Origin of the sequence: Jeotgalibacillus terrae (genome assembly GCF_016908195.1) — a bacterium.
In the GTDB taxonomy this organism is placed as follows: Bacteria; Bacillota; Bacilli; order Bacillales; family Jeotgalibacillaceae; genus Jeotgalibacillus; species Jeotgalibacillus terrae.
In genome coordinates, this window is the sequence record NZ_JAFBDK010000002.1 from 236,639 (window position 1) to 254,561 (window position 17,923).

The window sequence follows — 17,923 nt, forward strand, 5'->3', positions numbered from 1 at the left end:
CTGATCATTCCTCTTCTTTACACTTTACCACTTTCGACCCAAAAGGTGCTAATGTTTCACCACAGACTGTCTGACTTGAACCAGTGTGATTCATAAGGAAAAGGTGTTCGTTACGTTTTACCGCTTCTGTGCCTTCAGGCGTTTCTGTATGCCAGATACCGTGGTTTTTAATCACATCGAGCGCAAGCGGCTCAAGCACTGATGCATCAAGTCCTGTTGCCAGGTAATATACGTTTCCTTTGCCAGTCTTGTTCAGCGTTAGTGCTGCCTGGTCCTGATAAAATTCGTCACTGTATTGCCATAGTACTTCTGCATCCTTTGCTGTCACAAGGTCACGCCATACGCGGCCGCTGCTTTCCTGTCCATCACTGTTTTTGACAGGGACAGACTGATGGGCTGCAAGGGCTTCAGTTTCGTAGATTTCGATTCCTGCAAGCTCAGCAACCGGACCCGGCAATGTTTTTTCAAAATGAATGTTATTGTCACGATCCTTCAGACCTGCACGGAATGAGAAGATAATCGTGCCGCCTGCCTCTGCAAACTGTTTGAGTTTCGCTGCAAGCTCCTCATCAATGATCTGCATAACCGGTACAAGCAGTACTTTATACTGGTCGAATGCCCGGTTGGCAGGAATCACATCGATTGAAGCATTATGTCTGTAAAACGGCGCGTAAAGTCTAAGCAGCTCGGCGTTAAAGTCAAAGCTTGCACTCTGCACCTGCGACTTCCACGACCAGATATTATCGTAGTCATATAAAACCGCAATATCAGATGTAATTTTTTCGTTCAATACGTGTTCATAAGGCTGAATTTCACTGAAGAGTGACTGAACTTCTTTGAACTTGCGGCCATAGCGGTTATCCTGATCCACCACACCGAAGCAGAACTGCTCAGCACCTTTTGTCATGCCTCTCCATCTGAAATAAAGCATGTTCGTACAGCCATGCGCGAATGCCTGATATGACCACATTTTTGCCTGATTCGGCCTTGGCAGGTAGCCAATGACATTATGCCCCTGCGCCCCCATGAGTTCTTCAACGATCCAGTAGTTCTGATCCTTCAGCCCTCTGTTAAAGTCATGCGTCATCGCAATGCCGGCCGGCGGAATCGGTTCAGTGAGACCTCCCCATACCGGATAATTATCATAGGAAACAAAATCCATGACACGAACGTTTTCAGCATGGTCAAATGCTTTATCAAAAAATCCGCCTGACACGTTTGTAGTAATCGGCTGATGGTTTCCTGCATGCTGCCTTGTAATGTCCGTCATCTTGTGGGCAAACTGATTCACTGACGCTGAACGGAAGCGCGTGTAATCAAGCTTTAACGAAGGGTTGTGCGTCGTGACAGTTGGTACAGGCATCGGAATTTCTGAGAATGAATTATACGTCTGCCCCCAGAAAATTGTGCCCCAGCGTTTATTCAGCTCATCGACCGTCTCATATTTTTCCTTAAGAAACGCATGGAACCCTGTGTGACAGTGCTCACAAAAACACCAGTCGCTGCCCTCATGTCCAAATTCATTGTCGATCTGCCAGACAACCACTGCCGGCTCATCTGCAAAGTGTTTGACGACTTCTTCAGTGATTTTTGCCGCGTAGTGATTATACTCAGGTGAATTAAAGCAATACTGCCTTCTACCGCCGAACGCCCGGACATGTCCCACTTCATCTATAGATAGAATAGATGGATGCTTTGCGGCAAGCCAAGCAGGAAAAGTCGCAGTCGGCGTGCCGAACATAACTGACAGATCGCGCTTTTTTGCCTCCTCAATTACCTTATCAAAAAAAGAGAAATCGAATTTCCCTTCTTCAGGCTCCATCAAGTGCCAGGCAAACTCTCCGATTCTGATCATATTCGCGCCGAGTTCTTTAATCCCATCCAGGTCTTTTTCGAGCATATTTTCAGGCCAGTGCTCCGGGTAATAATCAACACCTACATACACAATAATTCCTCCATCCTGTCAGATCTGAAGCGCTGAAGCTTCGGATTTTGTCAGTTCTCTCGTTCCCTCGCCCACTTTAACCGTGTAAAAATCGGCTTCGCGGGATGTCAGGCTGCGATACTCTTCTCCAACGTTCTTTTTAAACGCTTCTATATATTGATCTTCTACTATATTGACCGTACATCCGCCGAAACCTGCACCGGTCATACGCGCACCGATTGTTCCTTTTTGCTTGAGTGCGGATTCTACTAAAACATCAAGTTCTTCGCATGATACTTCATAATCAGTTCTTAGCGATTCATGGGATTGCTTCATCAGTTCACCGAGCGCAAAAAGGTCATTTTCTTCGAGCACTTCAACCGCCCGCAGTGTACGCTCATTTTCCGTCACAGCATGTCTGACACGTTTCAGTTCATTTTCTGTCAGAAGATCTTCAGCTTTCTGCAGATCAGCTGATGTCAGGTGGCACAGTTCAGTAACCGGGAACTTTTCCTTCAGTTTTTCAAGTGCCACGTCACATGTACTCCGGCGTTCATTATAAGCCGAATCAGCAAGACCGCGTTTTTTGTTAGTGTTTGCGATCACAATAGAATGATTATCGAGATTTAGAGGCACATAACGGTAATCGAGCGTTTCACAATTCAGCAGTACAGCCTGATCTTCAGCACCGAAACCGACTGCGAACTGATCCATAATCCCGCAGTTCACCCCGATAAATTTATTTTCCACACGCTGACTCAGCTTCACCATCTCAAGATTTGAAAGCCCCATTCCATGCAGTTCATTCAATGCGTGAACTGTTACAAGTTCAATGGATGCAGAGGATGACAGCCCGGCGCCATTTGGGATATTGCCGTAGAAGTACAGGTCATATCCTGTTTTCGGCAGTTGATCCAGACAAGCATGAATCACACCTTTCGGATAGTTCGCCCAGCTGTCTTTTTCATCGTTCACTAAATGACTGAGATCAGCCTGAATCTGTCCAGTCTCAGGAAAATTCTCTGAATAGAAATTGATCGTGGCATCATGACGTTCTCTGATAGCTAGGTACGTGCCAATTTCGAGTGCACACGGAAGTACATGACCTCCGTTATAATCGATATGCTCACCGATCAGGTTGACACGTCCCGGTGCAAAAAACACACGCACATCCTCTTCATTACCGGCAAATTGTTCAATAAACGCGGCTACAATTGATTTCATCTCTATCATCCTTCCTTTACCTCCGTCAATTTCCACACCGCTGATTGGAAATCACCGTAAAAGTGCGTATGTTCCGTCTTGACTGTCCCTGTGAAAAACGGCGGGAGCTGCCAGCCGATATGCATTAACTCATCGCCCCCGTAGTGACGATTTTGAAGGCTGCTGCCTTGCTGCCACTCGACTTCGTATAGCTTCTCAGGATCCAGTCCGTTCAGGCGGATCCTTTTCATACCGGCATTCGGCTGTGAAAGGACGCGGTAAAATGCAACGATTGCTTCTGTTTTGTCTTCAGATACCGTCATCCAGGCAGTATCAGATCCTTCAAATGGATTCATCAGTCTGTAAAAACAGCCAAATTGCAGGAGCTTTCTTTCTTTTTTAAAAAGAGTGATTTGATCTTTCACGATTTTCCGCGTGTCCGGATCCAGGTTCTGCGGGTCCAGCTCGTAGCCAAAAGCACCAAACATCGCAACATGGAACCTGAAGTCAATTGGTGTCACGCGTCCGGTCTGATGATTCGGTGACGCAGAGACATGCGCGCCCATTGAAGAGATTGGATAAACGAGTGACGTACCATACTGAATCTTCAGCCGCTCCACCGCATCTGTGTTATCACTGGTCCAGGTCTGCGGCATGTAATAGAGCATCCCCGGATCAAACCGGTTGCCACCGCTTGCACATGATTCAAACAATACCTCAGGATAACGTGAAGTAATTTCTTCAAGCACTCTGTAAAGTCCAAGTGCATAACGATGCATCACTTCTCCCTGACGATCAGCCGGCAATGCATCAGAATAAGCTTCCGTTACAGTCCGGTTCATATCCCATTTCACGTATGAGGCACCCGATTCATCCAGAACGTGACAGATTGCTTCTATAATATAGTTCTGTACTTCTTTCTTCCCAAGATCTAATATCATCTGATTTCTTCCAGGCGTATGCGGACGATGCAGAGCTCTCAGCACCCAGTCAGGATGCTTTTCATATAGCCTGCTTTTCTCTGAAATCATTTCAGGCTCTACCCAGATGCCAAATGATGTTCCGCGTACTCTCACATCATCAGCAAGCCCATTTAACCCTTCAGGCAGCTTGCGCCCATCAGCGTTCCAGTCCCCGAGAGAAGTCGTATCATTATTTCTTCCTTCAAACCAGCCATCATCAAGCACAAAGAGTTCGACGCCAAGTTCATTTGCTGAAGCTGCGATATCAGTGATTTTCTGATGGTCAAAATTAAAATAAGTCGCTTCCCAGTTATTTAATAGCACCGGGCGTTCCTTCTGTTTCCATACGCCTCTGATCAGATGATGATTGTATAAATGGTGAAAACTGTGACTCATCCCGTTTAACCCCTGATCACTGTAGACAAGTACGGCTTCAGGTGTCGAAAACGTCTCACCTGCATCAAGTGACCATTTAAAATCAAAGGGGTTCAGTCCCATCATGAGCCTTGTGGATTCGTATGTATCCACTTCAATGCTGCCGCGGAAATTGCCGCTATAGATCAGGTTCAGCGCAATCACTTCACCCTGCTGCTCCGTTGTCTGCGGTCTGGCAAGTGCTAAAAACGGCTGGTGCCAGGAGCTGCTGACGCCTTTTTTACTGTCCACAATATGGACGCCCGGCTTAACAGGCGAGCGGTTAATATGACGCTCTCTGATCCATGCACCGTCGAGCTGGATCGTTTCATAATCACTATCCGGCAGATCGATTGATGCACTCATTAGACGGTTCACTGAAAATGCGCTGGTTCCATTGTTTTGGATTTCACTGTGTCTCAAGATCACATTCTGCTTGTGAAACACTGTATAAAACAGGTTCAGTTCAGCGTTTAAAATATCATCTTTCAACTTGATCTGGAGCGTTTCACATTCTTCGTCAGTTCCGTACACTGACGGCATCTCAGTGAGTGCAGGCTTACCTGCAGTCACTTCATGGGATTGGTATACAAAGTGACTGAGTCTCGAGCCTTGAGATTCTTCAACCTCAATCGCGGGCTCTCTGAAATCAGATGTCCCGTAAGACGGGTACTCCTGTCTTGCCCATTCCAGTGTAAAGCCGCTGTTTTTTACCGGGAAGTTCGCATTCCCAAGCGGCTCATTCGGCATTGGCGCCAGCCCCTCGAAGCTGGCGCGATCCTTCACCTTTTTACCGAAGTACGTATGCTCAAGCTGACCATTTTCAAGGATCCTGATGATATAGCTGATGTCTTTTCCCTGCAGATGAAATTGTGTATCACGCGTAAAGATTGGCATGCTGAAATCTCCTTATTTCACTGCACTTCCAAGCATTCCTGAAATAAACTGGCGCTGAAGGAGCAGGAAGAAAATAATAATTGGAATTGTTGCGATCGTTACACCCGCCATTACCTGACCGTAGTCGATACGTGACAGTCCGAATAATGTTGAAAGTGCAACCGGGAATGTGTACATATCTGTTGTTGATAATGCAATAAGCGGCCACAGAAAGCTGTTCCACTGGTAAAGAAACAGGAAGATCGCTGTTGCAGCAAGTGCCGGCTTCATAGAAGGAAGCACGATACGGAAGAAGATCTTCCACTCACCTGCCCCGTCGATCCGCGCAGCTTCAATTAATGAAGTAGGAAACGCCAGCAGGTTCTGTCTCATCAGAAAGATTGCAAACGGATAAGCCAGATTAGGCAGAATTACTGCCTGGTAAGTATTAAGCCAGTTCAGCGCCGCCATCATTTTAAAAAGCGGGATAATCGTTGCATGGTAAGGCACCATCATCGAAAGAAGGAAAATCGTAAAAATCACATTTCTTCCTTTAAAATTGAACTTGGCAAATGCATAAGCTGCCATTGTACAGATAAACAGCGCTAAAACGGTATATGTTACCGCAATAAATAATGAGTTAAACATGACACGTCCGATACCTATGGATTCATTCAGATTGCGGATATTTTCCATCAGCATACTGCCCGGCAGTAGCGTAGGCGGCTGGGAAAACATGCTTCCACTCGTATTCGTCGCACCAATTGCAGCCCAGTAAAACGGGAACAAAGAAACGAGCGCACCAATGATTAAAGCAATATATAAGAGGATTCTTTTCGTCGTCTTGTTTTTCTTCATTCCTGATCACCCGTCACTTTAAATTGAATAAATGTCATAACCGCAATCAAAATTACAATTACGTATGCAATGGTTGAGGCGTAGCCGAAATCAAAGAACCGGAATCCAGTCTGGTAAAGATACATCCCGATTGTCAGTGTTGCATCACTCGGTCCGCCATTTGTCAGTACAAACGGTTCATCGAAGAGCTGCAGCGTACCAATTGTAGAAAGAATGGTTGTAAAAAGAATAACCGGCTTCAAATTCGGGATTGTAATAGAGAAAAATTGTCTGATTTTACTTGCGCCATCCATACTTGCCGCTTCATATAATTCTTCCGGAATATTCTGAAGCCCGGCAAGGAAAATAACCATATTGTAACCCACCCATCTCCATGTCATTGCGATGACAAGAGATGCTTTCGCCCAGAACGGATCTGAAAGCCATGGAATTCTGTCAAGTCCAATAGCAGCAATCACCTGATTGACTACTCCATCGTTCATCAGCATGATTGAAAAGATAATTGAGTAGGCTACAAGAGATGTAACAGCAGGGAGGAAAAATGATACCCTGAATACGCCTTTAAATTTCAAGAGTGCTGAGTTTAATAGGTTTGCAATAATGAGTGCCAGGAAAATCATGATCGGCACCTGTACGATTAATAGAATGAATGTGTTTTTAAGTGCTGTAATGAAAATATCATCGCTCAGCAGACGCTGAAAGTTATCAAAGCCTGTAAACTCCAGGTTGCTTCCCTGTCCTGACTGAAAGCTCAGGATCAGCGAGTAAATAATCGGGTATGCCATAAAAATGGAGAATAAGATGACTGCCGGTCCGACAAACATATAAGGTACTAATGTTTTTTGTTTCATACTCTACCTTCTTTCGTTCTTTCATTAGGATTTGCCGCAAGCGGCTTTTTTAACTAACACTTGCAGCTACCCTTCATTTGAAAGCTCTGCATAACCATGATTGATTTCTGTGGAGGACTTGCCCCCCGGCGGGAGTCTCCGTCCTCCACTGCAATCAATCACTTAATTGTTAAGCACTGTTAAGGTTGGCTGTTGATTTCCGCTGCAGGGGGAACGCTTTCCGCATGAGCCGTCTTTTGGCTCCGGTTCAATCGGACCTCCTCAGCGCGGGGCGCTTGCGGGGTCTCACCTGTCACGCTTCTCCTGCTGGAGTCGTCCCCCTTCCGCTGCAATCACCAGCTGTGCTAAAACAACATTGGGCTTTAACATAGCTATTTGTTAAAATAACTGACGCTGTTATATCTATCGTTAATAAAAGAAGAGATTTAGCAATGGGTGCTGCTAAATCTCTTTTCTTGTCAGACGTTATCAGTTATTGATTTCACGTTCGGTTCTTTCGGCCAGTCTTTCTGCTGCTGCCTGAAGGGCTTCTTCAGGTGGTGTGCCGTTGAACGAGTCTGCCTGTGCTTTGATCGCTTCATCAAGTCCGATTGCATAATCTTCTGTATAGTAAGGTGTTTCTACATCAGCCATTTCATCTGCAAACAGTTCCCAGATCTTCTGGCCGCCAAAGAATTCATCTTCGCTTGTGAAGATCTCTTCTTCATAAGTCGAGTTCAGTGAAGGGAATAATCCATAATCTTCCATCGCAATGACTTGTGCTTCAGGACTTGTTGAGAAGAACTCAAGGAAGTCATAAGCCGCTTCTTCATTGTCTCCGCCTGCAGGAATCATCCAGCTTGATCCACCTAGGTTAGATGCACGGTTGCCGCCTTCTTCAAATGCTGGAAGCAAGAATACGCCCCAGTCACCTGATGTATCCTGTGCCTGGTCAATAATTGTTCCGTAGTACCATGCACCAAATGGAATCGTCGCAACTGAGCCATCGATCGTAGCAGACACTGTACCGTTCCAGCCGTCTACTTCTTTAATCAGACCTGCTTCTTCAAACTCCATCTGTTTTTCCATCGCCATCACAGCTTCAGGACTTGTCAGATCAATGTTTCCATTTTCATCAAAATAGTACGTTCCGAGCTGATTCAACATCATACGGAAAGTCGGATCATCATTGAACTTATCAAGCGGCATTGCAGCAACACCTGTCGCTTCTTTGATCTGCTTACCTGCTTCTAAGAAATCATCCCACGTTTCAATATCATCAGGGTTCACACCGGCTTCTTCAAAAATGCTTCTGCGGTAGAACATTCCACCAGGGCCTGCATCAAATGGCATCGCATAAAACGAGTCATTCACAGTTGCCAGTTCCTGTTTGAAAGTCGGGAACAGGTCAGCGTTATCTTCAAAGCCCATATCTGACAGATTCACAAATCCATCCGGGAATGCCTGCGCATAACCGCCAATCCGGTCATCTTCAACTAGTACGATATCCGGAAGGCCAACGCCTCCTGCAGCAAGTCCTGTTGAAAGTTTGTCGTACACATCAAGACGTCCAATATCTTCTACTTCAATTTTCACGTTCGGGTTCTCTTCCTGATATAAAGCCATTGCATCTTCCAGGGCTCCAACGTTCACGTTCCATGCCCACGCAGTTAATGTTGTTTCATCTCCATCCCCACCTGAACTGCTGCCACCATCTGAGCCTGAGCATCCTGCGAGCATCATTGCACCTGCAGCTGCCAATCCTGTTGCCGTCCACCACTTCTTCATTTTCTTTCCCCCTTGTTTAAAATGAATAATTGATGTGAGCGATCTGTTTCACCCTGAAAAGATGTCCAGTAAAGAAACCGCTTACATTTGATTTGATTTTAGTAAACTTTTTAAACAAAGTCAATATTATTTTAGTAAATTATCTGATTTTTATTGTTTCGTTTTACTAATTTATTAACTTTGTTAAAATTGGCTGTTGATTTCCGCTTCAGGGGGACGCTTTCCGCAGGGCCGGCGGTGAGCCTCCTCAGCGCGGTGCGCTTGCGGGGTCTCACCTGTCCGACTTCTCCTGCTGGAGTCGCCCCCTTCCGCTGCAATCACCTGCTGTGCTAAGAAATTATGTAACTTTAACAAAAAAGAAGCCGGGACGAAAATGTCCTAGCTTCCTTAATCGTTCCGCTTCGTTTCAGGCGGATGCTTTCCGAGCGGTGGTTGCTAAGCCTCCTCGGCTTCGCCTGCGGGGTCTCAGCTGTCCCACTTATCGCTCCGGAGTCACCGCCTTACACTCCGCTACACTGGGATTTTGTTTTAATAAAAAGTTAAATCCATCGTACTTCCTTATCGCATAGATAGGAGTCATTTAAAACTGCATATAATCCGTTATTCGTAATCCTTCACAGTCATGGTAAACACCCAGATATGCTCTGATTCTGAGGGGATTTTTGCGACACGGTCGATTTTGTTGGAGACGTAGACGTCATCATACATGCCTGTACATGGTTCGAGTGCAAAGTTGTAATCTCCCTGATAACCGCCCTGGGTTTTCCAGATTGCAAGATACGGGATTTTGTCCGGATCAAAAGAATAGTACAGTTCTCTGTTCAGATCTTCCTGTACTGTTCTGCACCAGCCGCTTTCCAGCTTTTTTGCAAAGTAAAACTTTTCTACTGTTTCAGCTTCCGGCGGCTCCATTCTTGAGAGATCAAGCTGTTCTTTTGTTTTCTCAGATGTCGTGATTGGGTATGAATGATGCGTTCCCCATGGTCCCAGATGATCAGTATCTTGCTCTACAGAAATGATTTCATTACATTCCGGAGGCAGTTCAATTCTGGTATGCTCGTTCATATTCAGCAGGGCATGCGGTGCCCAAATATAAGCGAACGGTTCTTCACCTGTATTAATGGCTCTGTATCTGAACTCCAGACCGTCATCAAGTAATGTAATTGTTTTTCTTAATACATAAGGAAATACCGGGCTTGCAACCCGCAGGGTTACACCATTATCAAGCTTTTCTTCAATATCCCACACCATCGACCAGACCTCACCATGATCCGGTACTTTGCGGTTATTCATCGGATGCGGTCCCTCATCAATTCCGGGGAACATGTCGTCATATCCGCTTGGCGTATACTCTCCAAAAGCAGAGCCATAGTGTGGCATCGGCAGCTGATCCAGACTTGATTGAAAGAACCATTCATAATCAGCTTTCTTATCATAAAAGCTTGCTACCTTTCCGCCAAAATCAGGTAGAATCACAGCTTTTAATGCCTCATTTTCAAGGATCAGTGCCTTTAATCCCTTAAACTCTCCTTCTCTCATCTGTCTGCACCCTTTCAGTGAGCTGTGACGTGAATTTTCTAAATGCTTTTATACCCTGTTCAGTCTGCTTGAAAACACCTGCATGGCTTAACACGATTGAAAAGATCCTGCCTACTTCCTGCTTCAGCAGCCGATCTGCATTTTCAGATGTAATCGGTTCCTTTTCTGCAAAGGACATCACCCATTCTGCATGCTTAGCTGTACGCTCATCAGCCTTCAAACCTTCTGTATCCTGTGAGATCAGATAGTCTCTAATGAGTTGAAGCTCTTCTTTCAATCTGCCAGGCAATACCGCAAGCCCCATCACCTCAATCAGACCAATGTTTTCTTTTTTAATCGCGTGAACTTCTTCATGTGGATGGAAGAGGCCCAGCGGATGCTCTTCAGTCGTCCGGTTGTTTCTGAGAACCAGATCCATTTCAAACTGACCGCGCCTCATACGCGCAATCGGTGTAACTGTATTATGACGCTCTCCATTTGTCTCGGGCAGAATGTCTGCCTGTTTATCCTCATAACTGATCCAGCTCTGTAACACAAAATCAGCCGCATCAGCGAGCAATTGCTCATCTTCAGAACGTAATCTGATGACAGACATTGGCCACTTAACAACTTCCGCCTGAACACCTTTTAAAAACTCAAATGAATACAGCGATTGTGCCTCAGCCATCGCAAATGTATGACGGCCTCCCTGAAAATGATCATGACTCAGGATAGACCCGCCAACGATCGGCAGGTCCGCATTCGATCCGACAAAGTAATGAGGATACTGTCTGACAAAGTTCAGCAGGCGTTTGAAGCCCTCTTTAGATACTTTCATCGGACTGTGTTCATTTGAAAAAATAATTGCATGTTCATTGTAGTAAACATAAGGTGAATACTGAAATCCCCATTTTTCTCCGGTTAGTTCAACCGGTATAACCCTGTGATTTTGCCTGGCGGGATGATTCACTCTGCCGGCATAGCCAACGTTTTCTTTGCATAGCAGACAAAGTGGATAATTGACTGCCTTTGCTTCCTTTTCAGCAGCAATCGTTTTCGGGTCTTTCTCAGGTTTTGAGAGATTGATCGTCATTTCCAGATCACCATAATCCGTATGACTGACCCAATGCTCATTTTTCGCAATTCGGTCCATCCTTATATAATTGCTATTTTTAGATAAAGTATAAAAGAATGCTGTGGCACGTTCTGGTGATTCTGCATACAAGCGTCTGAAAGTTGCATTCACTTCAGAAGGCCGGGGCATCAGACAGTCCATGATCGCTGCATCAAGCTGATCCCGATCAGTCACTGTATTTACACCCAGATGCTCTTTAGCCCAGTTCAGGATGTCATTCAATATACTGACCGGTGATTCCACCCGTTCAACCGGCGGCTCCGGCTGATCGGTGCTGTCTTTTTTCAGCACTGCAAGCATCCGGTTACGCGCATAATCCTGGTCTTCAGGACTGATCAGATGCTGTTGTAATCCGTATTGCAACAGGCGTTCAATGTGAAGATCAATGGTCATGATTCTCCTCCCTCACGATAACCGTCTGGATGCTTTTCAAACCAGTCCCACGCGGTCTGTATGATTTTTTTCATATCAGTATAAACCGGCGCCCACCCCAGTACTTCTTTCGCTTTGTCAGATGAAGCAATGAGTACGGCAGGATCTCCTGCTCTGCGCTTCTCGACTGAAGCAGGAATTGCATGACCTGTTACTTCACGCGCAGCATCAATCACTTCCTTTACACTGAAGCCGCTGCCGTTGCCAAGATTAAATGTATTACTGTCATGCGTATCAAGATGTTCAAGTGCGAGCAGATGAGCTTCCACCAGATCCGTTACATGGATATAATCACGGATGCATGTCCCGTCTTCAGTCGGATAGTCATCTCCGAAAATTTTAATCTCATCACGTTTACCAAGTGCAACCTGGAGAATGATCGGGATCAGATGAGTTTCCGGTCTGTGGTCCTCCCCGACAATCCCTTCCCTGTCAGCACCTGCGACATTGAAGTATCTGAGCACAGCATATTTGATGCCGTAAGCCTGATCCGCCCACTTCAACACCTTCTCAACCATCAGCTTTGATTCCCCATAAGGATTGGTCGGCAATGTCTGGTCAGTCTCCCTGATCGGGACAGTTTCAGGCTCCCCGTAGGCTGCTGCTGTAGAGGAAAATACAATCTTTTTTACGCCATGACGATTCATCGCTTCAATGAGACTGAGCGTTCCACCGACATTGTTATCAAAGTATTTTAACGGATTTTCCATACTTTCCCCGACAAGTGAATTGGCAGCGAAATGAATCACCGCTTTAATTTCATGCTCAATGAAGATCCGGTCAAGAAATGCTGCATCTTTCAGATTCCCATTATAAAAAGGTACATCCTTAAGTAGGGATTCCTTGTGACCAGTCTCCAAATTATCAGCCACTACGACCTCTTTATTTAACCGCTTCAAACCAAGTACAGCGTGACTCCCGATATAACCTGCACCGCCAGTTACTAAAATCGCCATCAACCGACACCCCTTTTCACTATTATTTTACTAAAAGTTTACTACCTATTCCGGTAAAAATCCACCCTGTTATGAGAACGCTTTATTATTAATTTGATGATGCACTTATTTTACCTTATTTTTAATATAAAATAAAAAGTCCCTCCTCTTCAGGAAAGGACCTTATTCAATCATTCTCAGCGCCAAACCAATCAATATACTTCCACCAATCACTTCACTGAACCTTCCTGCAGTCAGCGTGACAAAGCTTCCGATGAAAAACCCAAGCCTTGTCATCAGGAACGCTGCAGCACCAAACAAAATCATTGCTGTTGAATCAGATAGATCCGTAATGCCGAGTGTGATGCCGATTGACAGACTGTCGAGGCTCACTGCAAGCGAAAACGCAATCCATTTCAGCGGCGTCAGAAGCAGTGGCTGTTCACGTTTTGGTTTGAACCCGGCAAAGATCATCTGAAGTCCAATAAAGATGAGCAGCAGCATGCCAAACCAGTTCATTGCATCAAGCAGTGATGAACCAATCAGCATCCCGGCTGCAGGTAATACCATATGTAATCCGCCGACGCCAAAGCTGACGAGCCATTTCACAATTGGTCTGACTGGCTGTGAGCCCGCTGCAATGCTTGCTGATAGTGCATCCATACCAAGTGCCAGTGCAAGAAAGATTGTCCACATACTGCTCCTCCTTTTGTTCAATGAGATATTGTATGAGGGTCTGGGGACGGTTATGCAGTGTTTTGTGCGGTGATGGTCGTATTGTGCGGCGTGATGGTCGGATACACCCGGGATAATGGTCGTATGAGGGTTTGCAGTGGTCGTGGCGTGGCGATTGAGGGTCTTATCAGGACTCGCAGTGGTCGTATCGCAATCCGTGAAGGAAACACAAAAACGCCCTCCCCTTAGGAAGAGCGCTGTCTGATCCATTTATGGCCGGCTGCTTTTTCAAGACGGTTCATGATCGCTGTGCCGATGCCCTTTTCATCAAAGGATTCTGCTAAAATCATATCGACGTCCGTTTCATTGAAAGAACGAATGGCGTGATACAGGGTGCGGGCTGTGGCTGCCGGATCGTTTCTTGAGCCGCATATGCTAATGACATCCGCATTTACTTCAGCTGCGAGTTCGCTTGTCGCAAGCAGACCGACCTTTTTACCTTCCTGCTGCATTCGTTGAATCGTTTCCTGGATCCACTTAGTTTCACCCTCAAGCAGATATAGCGGTGCTGTCGGGGCATAGTGTGTATATTTCATACCTGGAGATCTCGGGGCGCTTTGTTCTTTTTTAAGCGAAGGGTCTGTTGTGACTCCCCCAATACAGGCTGCAATGTCTTCAGCTGACACACCGCCCGGGCGCAGGATCATGGGTGGTGTCACGGTGCAATCAATGACAGTTGATTCAAGTCCGACTCCTGTCTCGCCGCCATCAACAATACCCGCAATTCTTCCGCTCAGATCACCCGCTACGTGAGCGGCAGCTGTCGGACTCGGTTTCCCGCTCGTATTCGCACTCGGGGCAGCAAGCGGTCTCCCTGAGCGCCTGATCAGCTCAAGGGCTACCGGATGATCAGGCATCCTGATCCCGATCGTTTCAAGTCCGGCTGTTACAAGATCAGAGAATACACCACTTTTTTTGTTAAATATAATCGTTAAAGGTCCCGGCCAGAATGTTTCCATCAGTTTACTTGCAGTACCGCTTACTTCAGCTACAAGACCACTGAGATCATCCGTATCTGATATATGGACAATAAGCGGATTATCTGAAGGACGTCCTTTTGCATCAAAAATACCCTGTACAGCCTGATCACTCGTTGCATCAGCTCCAAGTCCGTAAACGGTTTCAGTCGGGAAGGCGACAACATGTCCATTCCGTAAGCAATCAGCTGCTTCAGAAATCTGTGGATAACCTTTTCGTTTTTCCACATTAATATCCACAGACCAGTGGATAGTTTCCATGTGAATCACCTCTCAAATTACTTTTCTGATTCAATTTGATTTATTTCGACATCCTGTTTTATCAACAATCAGTCCTAAATAATAGTATACTATTTTGATGATCCTGTGCACAAACTCATTTTTTGTCCACAGTTTGTGCATAACTTCACCGGAATTGTGCACAACTTTGTGAATAAGTATGAGTTATCCCCGCTTTTCATTAAAGCGATTCCATTTGTCAGAAATCCAGTTCACAATAAACGATTCAACTTTCACTTCTTTTTTCGACACAGTCTTTTCTGGGGATAAGTCGTTCTCACATTCATCGTTTTCTTCTTCCTGTAATGTTACTGTCCCGCACAGCTCCGGAAAAAATGTACACCACCAATTCTGACCTTCACCTTTTCCAATCGTTACAACAAGCGTCAGGTACGTCTGACCGTCCGGAAAAGTGTGAGGTTCAAAAGTAGTCGTGACAGTTTGTTCAGGCATGAGCAGCTGTGCTTTTTTATCTACCAGCTGCTGAATCTCAAACAGGTTTTCTTTCAGTCTGTCTGCCAATTCTCTTCTGGTTAAAGGTTCATGACCAAGAAGCTGAATGAGTGCAGGCTGAATTTCTTTAAAAAGCGCTTCCTTTTGTGACTGGTCTGTCTCTGTGTCGCTGTTGGCGATTACACGCATTCTAATGTCACTGTCTGCTGCGAATGCTGATGGTGTGAATAGTGCGAGTAAGATTACAAGAATCATTGTTTTTTGAATCATCGTCCATTCCTCCCTGCTGTTACTAGGGCATTGTGGACGGAAATGTGGATTTTTAAACATCAGTTGGATTACTTTTATCTCTGTGAAAGGTGGCTGGTGATTTCCGCTGCAATCACCAGCTGTGAATATACAATGATGGGTTATTATAACTTCACAATGCTAGCTGCGGATCTATTAATAAACCATATATTCTTTTTACTTTAACAACTCACAAAATACCATTCTGTCTTTCCCGTTGATATCGTTGATGACTTCTACAAAATCATTGGGAAAAGATTTTTTCAGTAGAGCTGCGACGGTTTGACCCTGTCCTGCGCCGACTTCGAAGCCGATCAGTCCGGGTCTGTTCATGTGATCAGGCAGCTGTTCACTCATTTTTCTGTAGAGGATCAGTCCTTCTTCATCTGCGAACAGTGCTGAGTGCGGCTCGTGCTCTGTGACGATTTCTGACATGGTTTCGATATCGCTGTAAGGAATATACGGCGGATTCGAGAGAAACACGTCGAAGCTTTTTCCTTTGAGCGGGTGCAGAAGATCGCCTTCTTTAAATTCGATACCTGCACCTAACGTTTCAGCATTTCTCTTCGCTGTTTTCAAGGCAGCTGTGGATAGGTCCGTGGCAGTGACAGCCCAGTCAGGACGCTCGAGTTTCATGGTGATTGCAAGAATACCGCTGCCCGTTCCGATATCGGCTGCATGCAAATTTTTTTTATCGGAAAAAATCCGATCTGTTCTTTCGAGCATGTACCAGATCAACTCTTCTGTTTCGGGTCTTGGGATCAGCACATCCTGATTAACGGCAAAGCGCCTGCCGAAAAACTCTTCATAACCGATCATATGCTGTACCGGTACACCTTGCACATGTCGTTCGACAGATTTCTTGAAATCTTCCAGCTGTGATTCAGTAAGAAGCTCTCTTAGTTCCATGTAAAAAGTATGCCGGTCCAATCCGGTAATATGTCTGAGCAATAATTCGGCTGCATGGGCTTCCCGGTTATGATCCTCCAAATAAGAAGAAGCCCAATTAAGGGCCTCATACATTTTAAGCTTCTCCATTATTCATCGCTTCCATCTTCGCTGATTGTTCTTCTAACACAAGCGCGTCAATGATTTCATCCATTTTACCCTGAAGGATCTGATCGAGCTTCTGGATCGTTAAGCCGATACGGTGATCCGTTACACGGTTTTGCGGAAAGTTATACGTACGGATACGCTCAGAGCGGTCTCCTGTACCGACAGCTGACTTACGGACAGCGTCATACTCAGCACGCGCTTCCTGTTCAAACTTGTCGTAAATTCGCGCGCGCAGGATCTTCATCGCTTTTTCTTTATTTTTGATCTGAGATTTTTCATCCTGCATAGATACAACGACGCCTGTCGGAACGTGCGTCAGTCGAACTGCTGACATCGTTGTATTTACAGACTGACCACCCGGGCCGCTTGAAGCAAACGTATCTACACGGATATCTTTTTCATGAATATCCACTTCGACATCTTCTACTTCAGGCAGACATGCAACTGTTGCCGTTGACGTATGAATACGGCCGCCTGATTCAGTCTCAGGAACACGCTGTACGCGGTGAGCACCGTTTTCATATTTCATCTTGGAATAAGCGCCGGTTCCATTGATCATGAACGTAATTTCCTTATAACCGCCAACGCCTGTTGTACTGGCATCCATTACTTCGATCTTCCACCCCTGTGCTTCAGCAAAGCGGCTGTACATGCGGTAAAGGTCACCTGCAAATAGTGCAGCTTCATCTCCACCGGCAGCTCCACGGACTTCCATAATTACGTTTTTATCATCGTTTGGATCTTTTGGTAAAAGGAGTACATGAAGCTTTTCTTCGAGTTCTTCAATCTCTGCGGAAAGTTCATTGACTTCTTCTTTCACCATGTCACGCATATCCGCATCAAGTTTTTCATTCAGCATTTCTTTTGCATCTTTGTGCTGTGCGAATACTTCTTTATAACGTCGGTATGTCTCAACAGTTTCTGACAGGTCAGATTGTTCCTTTGAGTACTCCCGTAGTTTATTTGTATCGTTAACGATCTCAGGGTCACTGAGCATTTCATTCAGCTTGTCATAGCGGTCTTCTACCGCTTGTAATCGATCAAACATGTTATCTTCACCTCTATAGTAAGTATATCCGATGCGGAAGGGTCTCACAACTGAAATCAGCGTCTTTATAAACGGATGATGGCAACTTCAGGCGGAGGCTTTCCGGACGGCGGTCGCTGAGCCTCCTGATATGAACAAAACTGTCAAGAGTGCTGCTCCCAACCCGGTTTGGATCTTTTTTAGTCCGCCCTTAAGAAACGAAGCTTTTTCAG

At 45.5% G+C, this 17,923-nt stretch carries 14 protein-coding genes; all 14 read right to left on the reverse strand.

Going from position 1 to position 17,923, the window contains the following annotated elements; genetic code table 11:
- Nucleotides 1-4: 4 nt before the first annotated feature.
- The 14 genes from JOD21_RS03000 to prfA all read right to left on the reverse strand — a co-directional run bounded on the left by JOD21_RS03000 (nt 5) and on the right by prfA (nt 17,711).
- Nucleotides 5-1,945: a beta-galactosidase gene (locus tag JOD21_RS03000; protein WP_204728176.1), complete on the reverse strand. Its 1,941-nt coding sequence runs from the start codon at nt 1,943-1,945 to the stop codon at nt 5-7.
- 18 nt (nt 1,946-1,963) lie between these two features.
- Nucleotides 1,964-3,148, reverse strand: a complete 1,185-nt coding sequence (locus tag JOD21_RS03005) for a galactokinase (RefSeq protein WP_380268680.1) — start codon at nt 3,146-3,148, stop codon at nt 1,964-1,966.
- Between the two features lie 5 nt (nt 3,149-3,153).
- Nucleotides 3,154-5,400, reverse strand: a complete 2,247-nt coding sequence (locus JOD21_RS03010) for an alpha-galactosidase (RefSeq protein WP_204728178.1) — start codon at nt 5,398-5,400, stop codon at nt 3,154-3,156.
- A 12-nt stretch (nt 5,401-5,412) separates the two neighbouring features.
- Entirely contained in the window at nt 5,413-6,237 is an 825-nt protein-coding gene (locus JOD21_RS03015) for a carbohydrate ABC transporter permease (protein WP_204728179.1), read from the reverse strand.
- Nucleotides 6,234-7,088 carry a carbohydrate ABC transporter permease gene (locus JOD21_RS03020; protein WP_204728180.1) on the reverse strand — a complete coding sequence of 285 codons (855 nt, stop codon included), beginning with the start codon at nt 7,086-7,088 and terminating at the stop codon, nt 6,234-6,236. Before JOD21_RS03020 ends, JOD21_RS03015 begins: the two co-directional genes overlap by 4 nt.
- Before the next feature lie 468 nt (nt 7,089-7,556).
- Complete coding sequence (locus JOD21_RS03025) at nt 7,557-8,855, reverse strand: ABC transporter substrate-binding protein (protein ID WP_204728181.1); 1,299 nt, start codon at nt 8,853-8,855, stop codon at nt 7,557-7,559.
- A 600-nt stretch (nt 8,856-9,455) separates the two neighbouring features.
- Complete coding sequence (locus JOD21_RS03030; protein ID WP_204728182.1) at nt 9,456-10,394, reverse strand: aldose epimerase family protein; 939 nt, start codon at nt 10,392-10,394, stop codon at nt 9,456-9,458.
- Nucleotides 10,375-11,901 (reverse strand): UDP-glucose--hexose-1-phosphate uridylyltransferase, encoded by a 1,527-nt coding sequence (gene galT, locus JOD21_RS03035; RefSeq protein WP_204728183.1) that lies wholly within the window; start codon nt 11,899-11,901, stop codon nt 10,375-10,377. Before galT ends, JOD21_RS03030 begins: the two co-directional genes overlap by 20 nt.
- Nucleotides 11,898-12,896, reverse strand: a complete 999-nt coding sequence (galE, locus tag JOD21_RS03040; protein ID WP_204728184.1) for a UDP-glucose 4-epimerase GalE — start codon at nt 12,894-12,896, stop codon at nt 11,898-11,900. Before galE ends, galT begins: the two co-directional genes overlap by 4 nt.
- Nucleotides 12,897-13,058: 162 nt before the next feature.
- The gene (locus JOD21_RS03045; protein WP_204728185.1) at nt 13,059-13,571 is read right to left on the reverse strand and encodes a manganese efflux pump MntP; all 513 of its coding nucleotides are present in this window, start codon (nt 13,569-13,571) and stop codon (nt 13,059-13,061) included.
- A gap of 224 nt (nt 13,572-13,795) precedes the next feature.
- Entirely contained in the window at nt 13,796-14,848 is a 1,053-nt protein-coding gene (locus tag JOD21_RS03050) for an L-threonylcarbamoyladenylate synthase (RefSeq protein WP_204728186.1), read from the reverse strand.
- 183 nt (nt 14,849-15,031) lie between these two features.
- On the reverse strand, nt 15,032-15,589 hold the full coding sequence (locus JOD21_RS03055; RefSeq protein WP_204728187.1) for a stage II sporulation protein R: 558 nt from the start codon (nt 15,587-15,589) through the stop codon (nt 15,032-15,034).
- A 195-nt stretch (nt 15,590-15,784) separates the two neighbouring features.
- On the reverse strand, nt 15,785-16,645 hold the full coding sequence (gene prmC / locus JOD21_RS03060) for a peptide chain release factor N(5)-glutamine methyltransferase (protein WP_204728188.1): 861 nt from the start codon (nt 16,643-16,645) through the stop codon (nt 15,785-15,787).
- The gene (prfA, locus tag JOD21_RS03065) at nt 16,632-17,711 is read right to left on the reverse strand and encodes a peptide chain release factor 1 (protein ID WP_204728189.1); all 1,080 of its coding nucleotides are present in this window, start codon (nt 17,709-17,711) and stop codon (nt 16,632-16,634) included. Before prfA ends, prmC begins: the two co-directional genes overlap by 14 nt.
- Nucleotides 17,712-17,923 lie beyond the last annotated feature (212 nt).

Coding starts and splice junctions, on each gene's coding strand:
- JOD21_RS03005 (WP_380268680.1), bottom strand. CDS start 3,148: ATGAAATCAATTGTAGCCGCGTTTATTGAACAATTTGCCGGTAATGAA.
- prfA (WP_204728189.1), bottom strand. CDS start 17,711: ATGTTTGATCGATTACAAGCGGTAGAAGACCGCTATGACAAGCTGAAT.
- prmC (WP_204728188.1), bottom strand. CDS start 16,645: ATGGAGAAGCTTAAAATGTATGAGGCCCTTAATTGGGCTTCTTCTTAT.
- JOD21_RS03045 (WP_204728185.1), bottom strand. CDS start 13,571: ATGTGGACAATCTTTCTTGCACTGGCACTTGGTATGGATGCACTATCA.
- galT (WP_204728183.1), bottom strand. CDS start 11,901: ATGACCATTGATCTTCACATTGAACGCCTGTTGCAATACGGATTACAA.
- JOD21_RS03025 (WP_204728181.1), bottom strand. CDS start 8,855: ATGAAGAAGTGGTGGACGGCAACAGGATTGGCAGCTGCAGGTGCAATG.
- JOD21_RS03010 (WP_204728178.1), bottom strand. CDS start 5,400: ATGCCAATCTTTACGCGTGATACACAATTTCATCTGCAGGGAAAAGAC.
- JOD21_RS03050 (WP_204728186.1), bottom strand. CDS start 14,848: ATGGAAACTATCCACTGGTCTGTGGATATTAATGTGGAAAAACGAAAA.
- JOD21_RS03015 (WP_204728179.1), bottom strand. CDS start 6,237: ATGAAGAAAAACAAGACGACGAAAAGAATCCTCTTATATATTGCTTTA.
- galE (WP_204728184.1), bottom strand. CDS start 12,896: ATGGCGATTTTAGTAACTGGCGGTGCAGGTTATATCGGGAGTCACGCT.
- JOD21_RS03030 (WP_204728182.1), bottom strand. CDS start 10,394: ATGAGAGAAGGAGAGTTTAAGGGATTAAAGGCACTGATCCTTGAAAAT.
- JOD21_RS03020 (WP_204728180.1), bottom strand. CDS start 7,088: ATGAAACAAAAAACATTAGTACCTTATATGTTTGTCGGACCGGCAGTC.
- JOD21_RS03055 (WP_204728187.1), bottom strand. CDS start 15,589: ATGATTCAAAAAACAATGATTCTTGTAATCTTACTCGCACTATTCACA.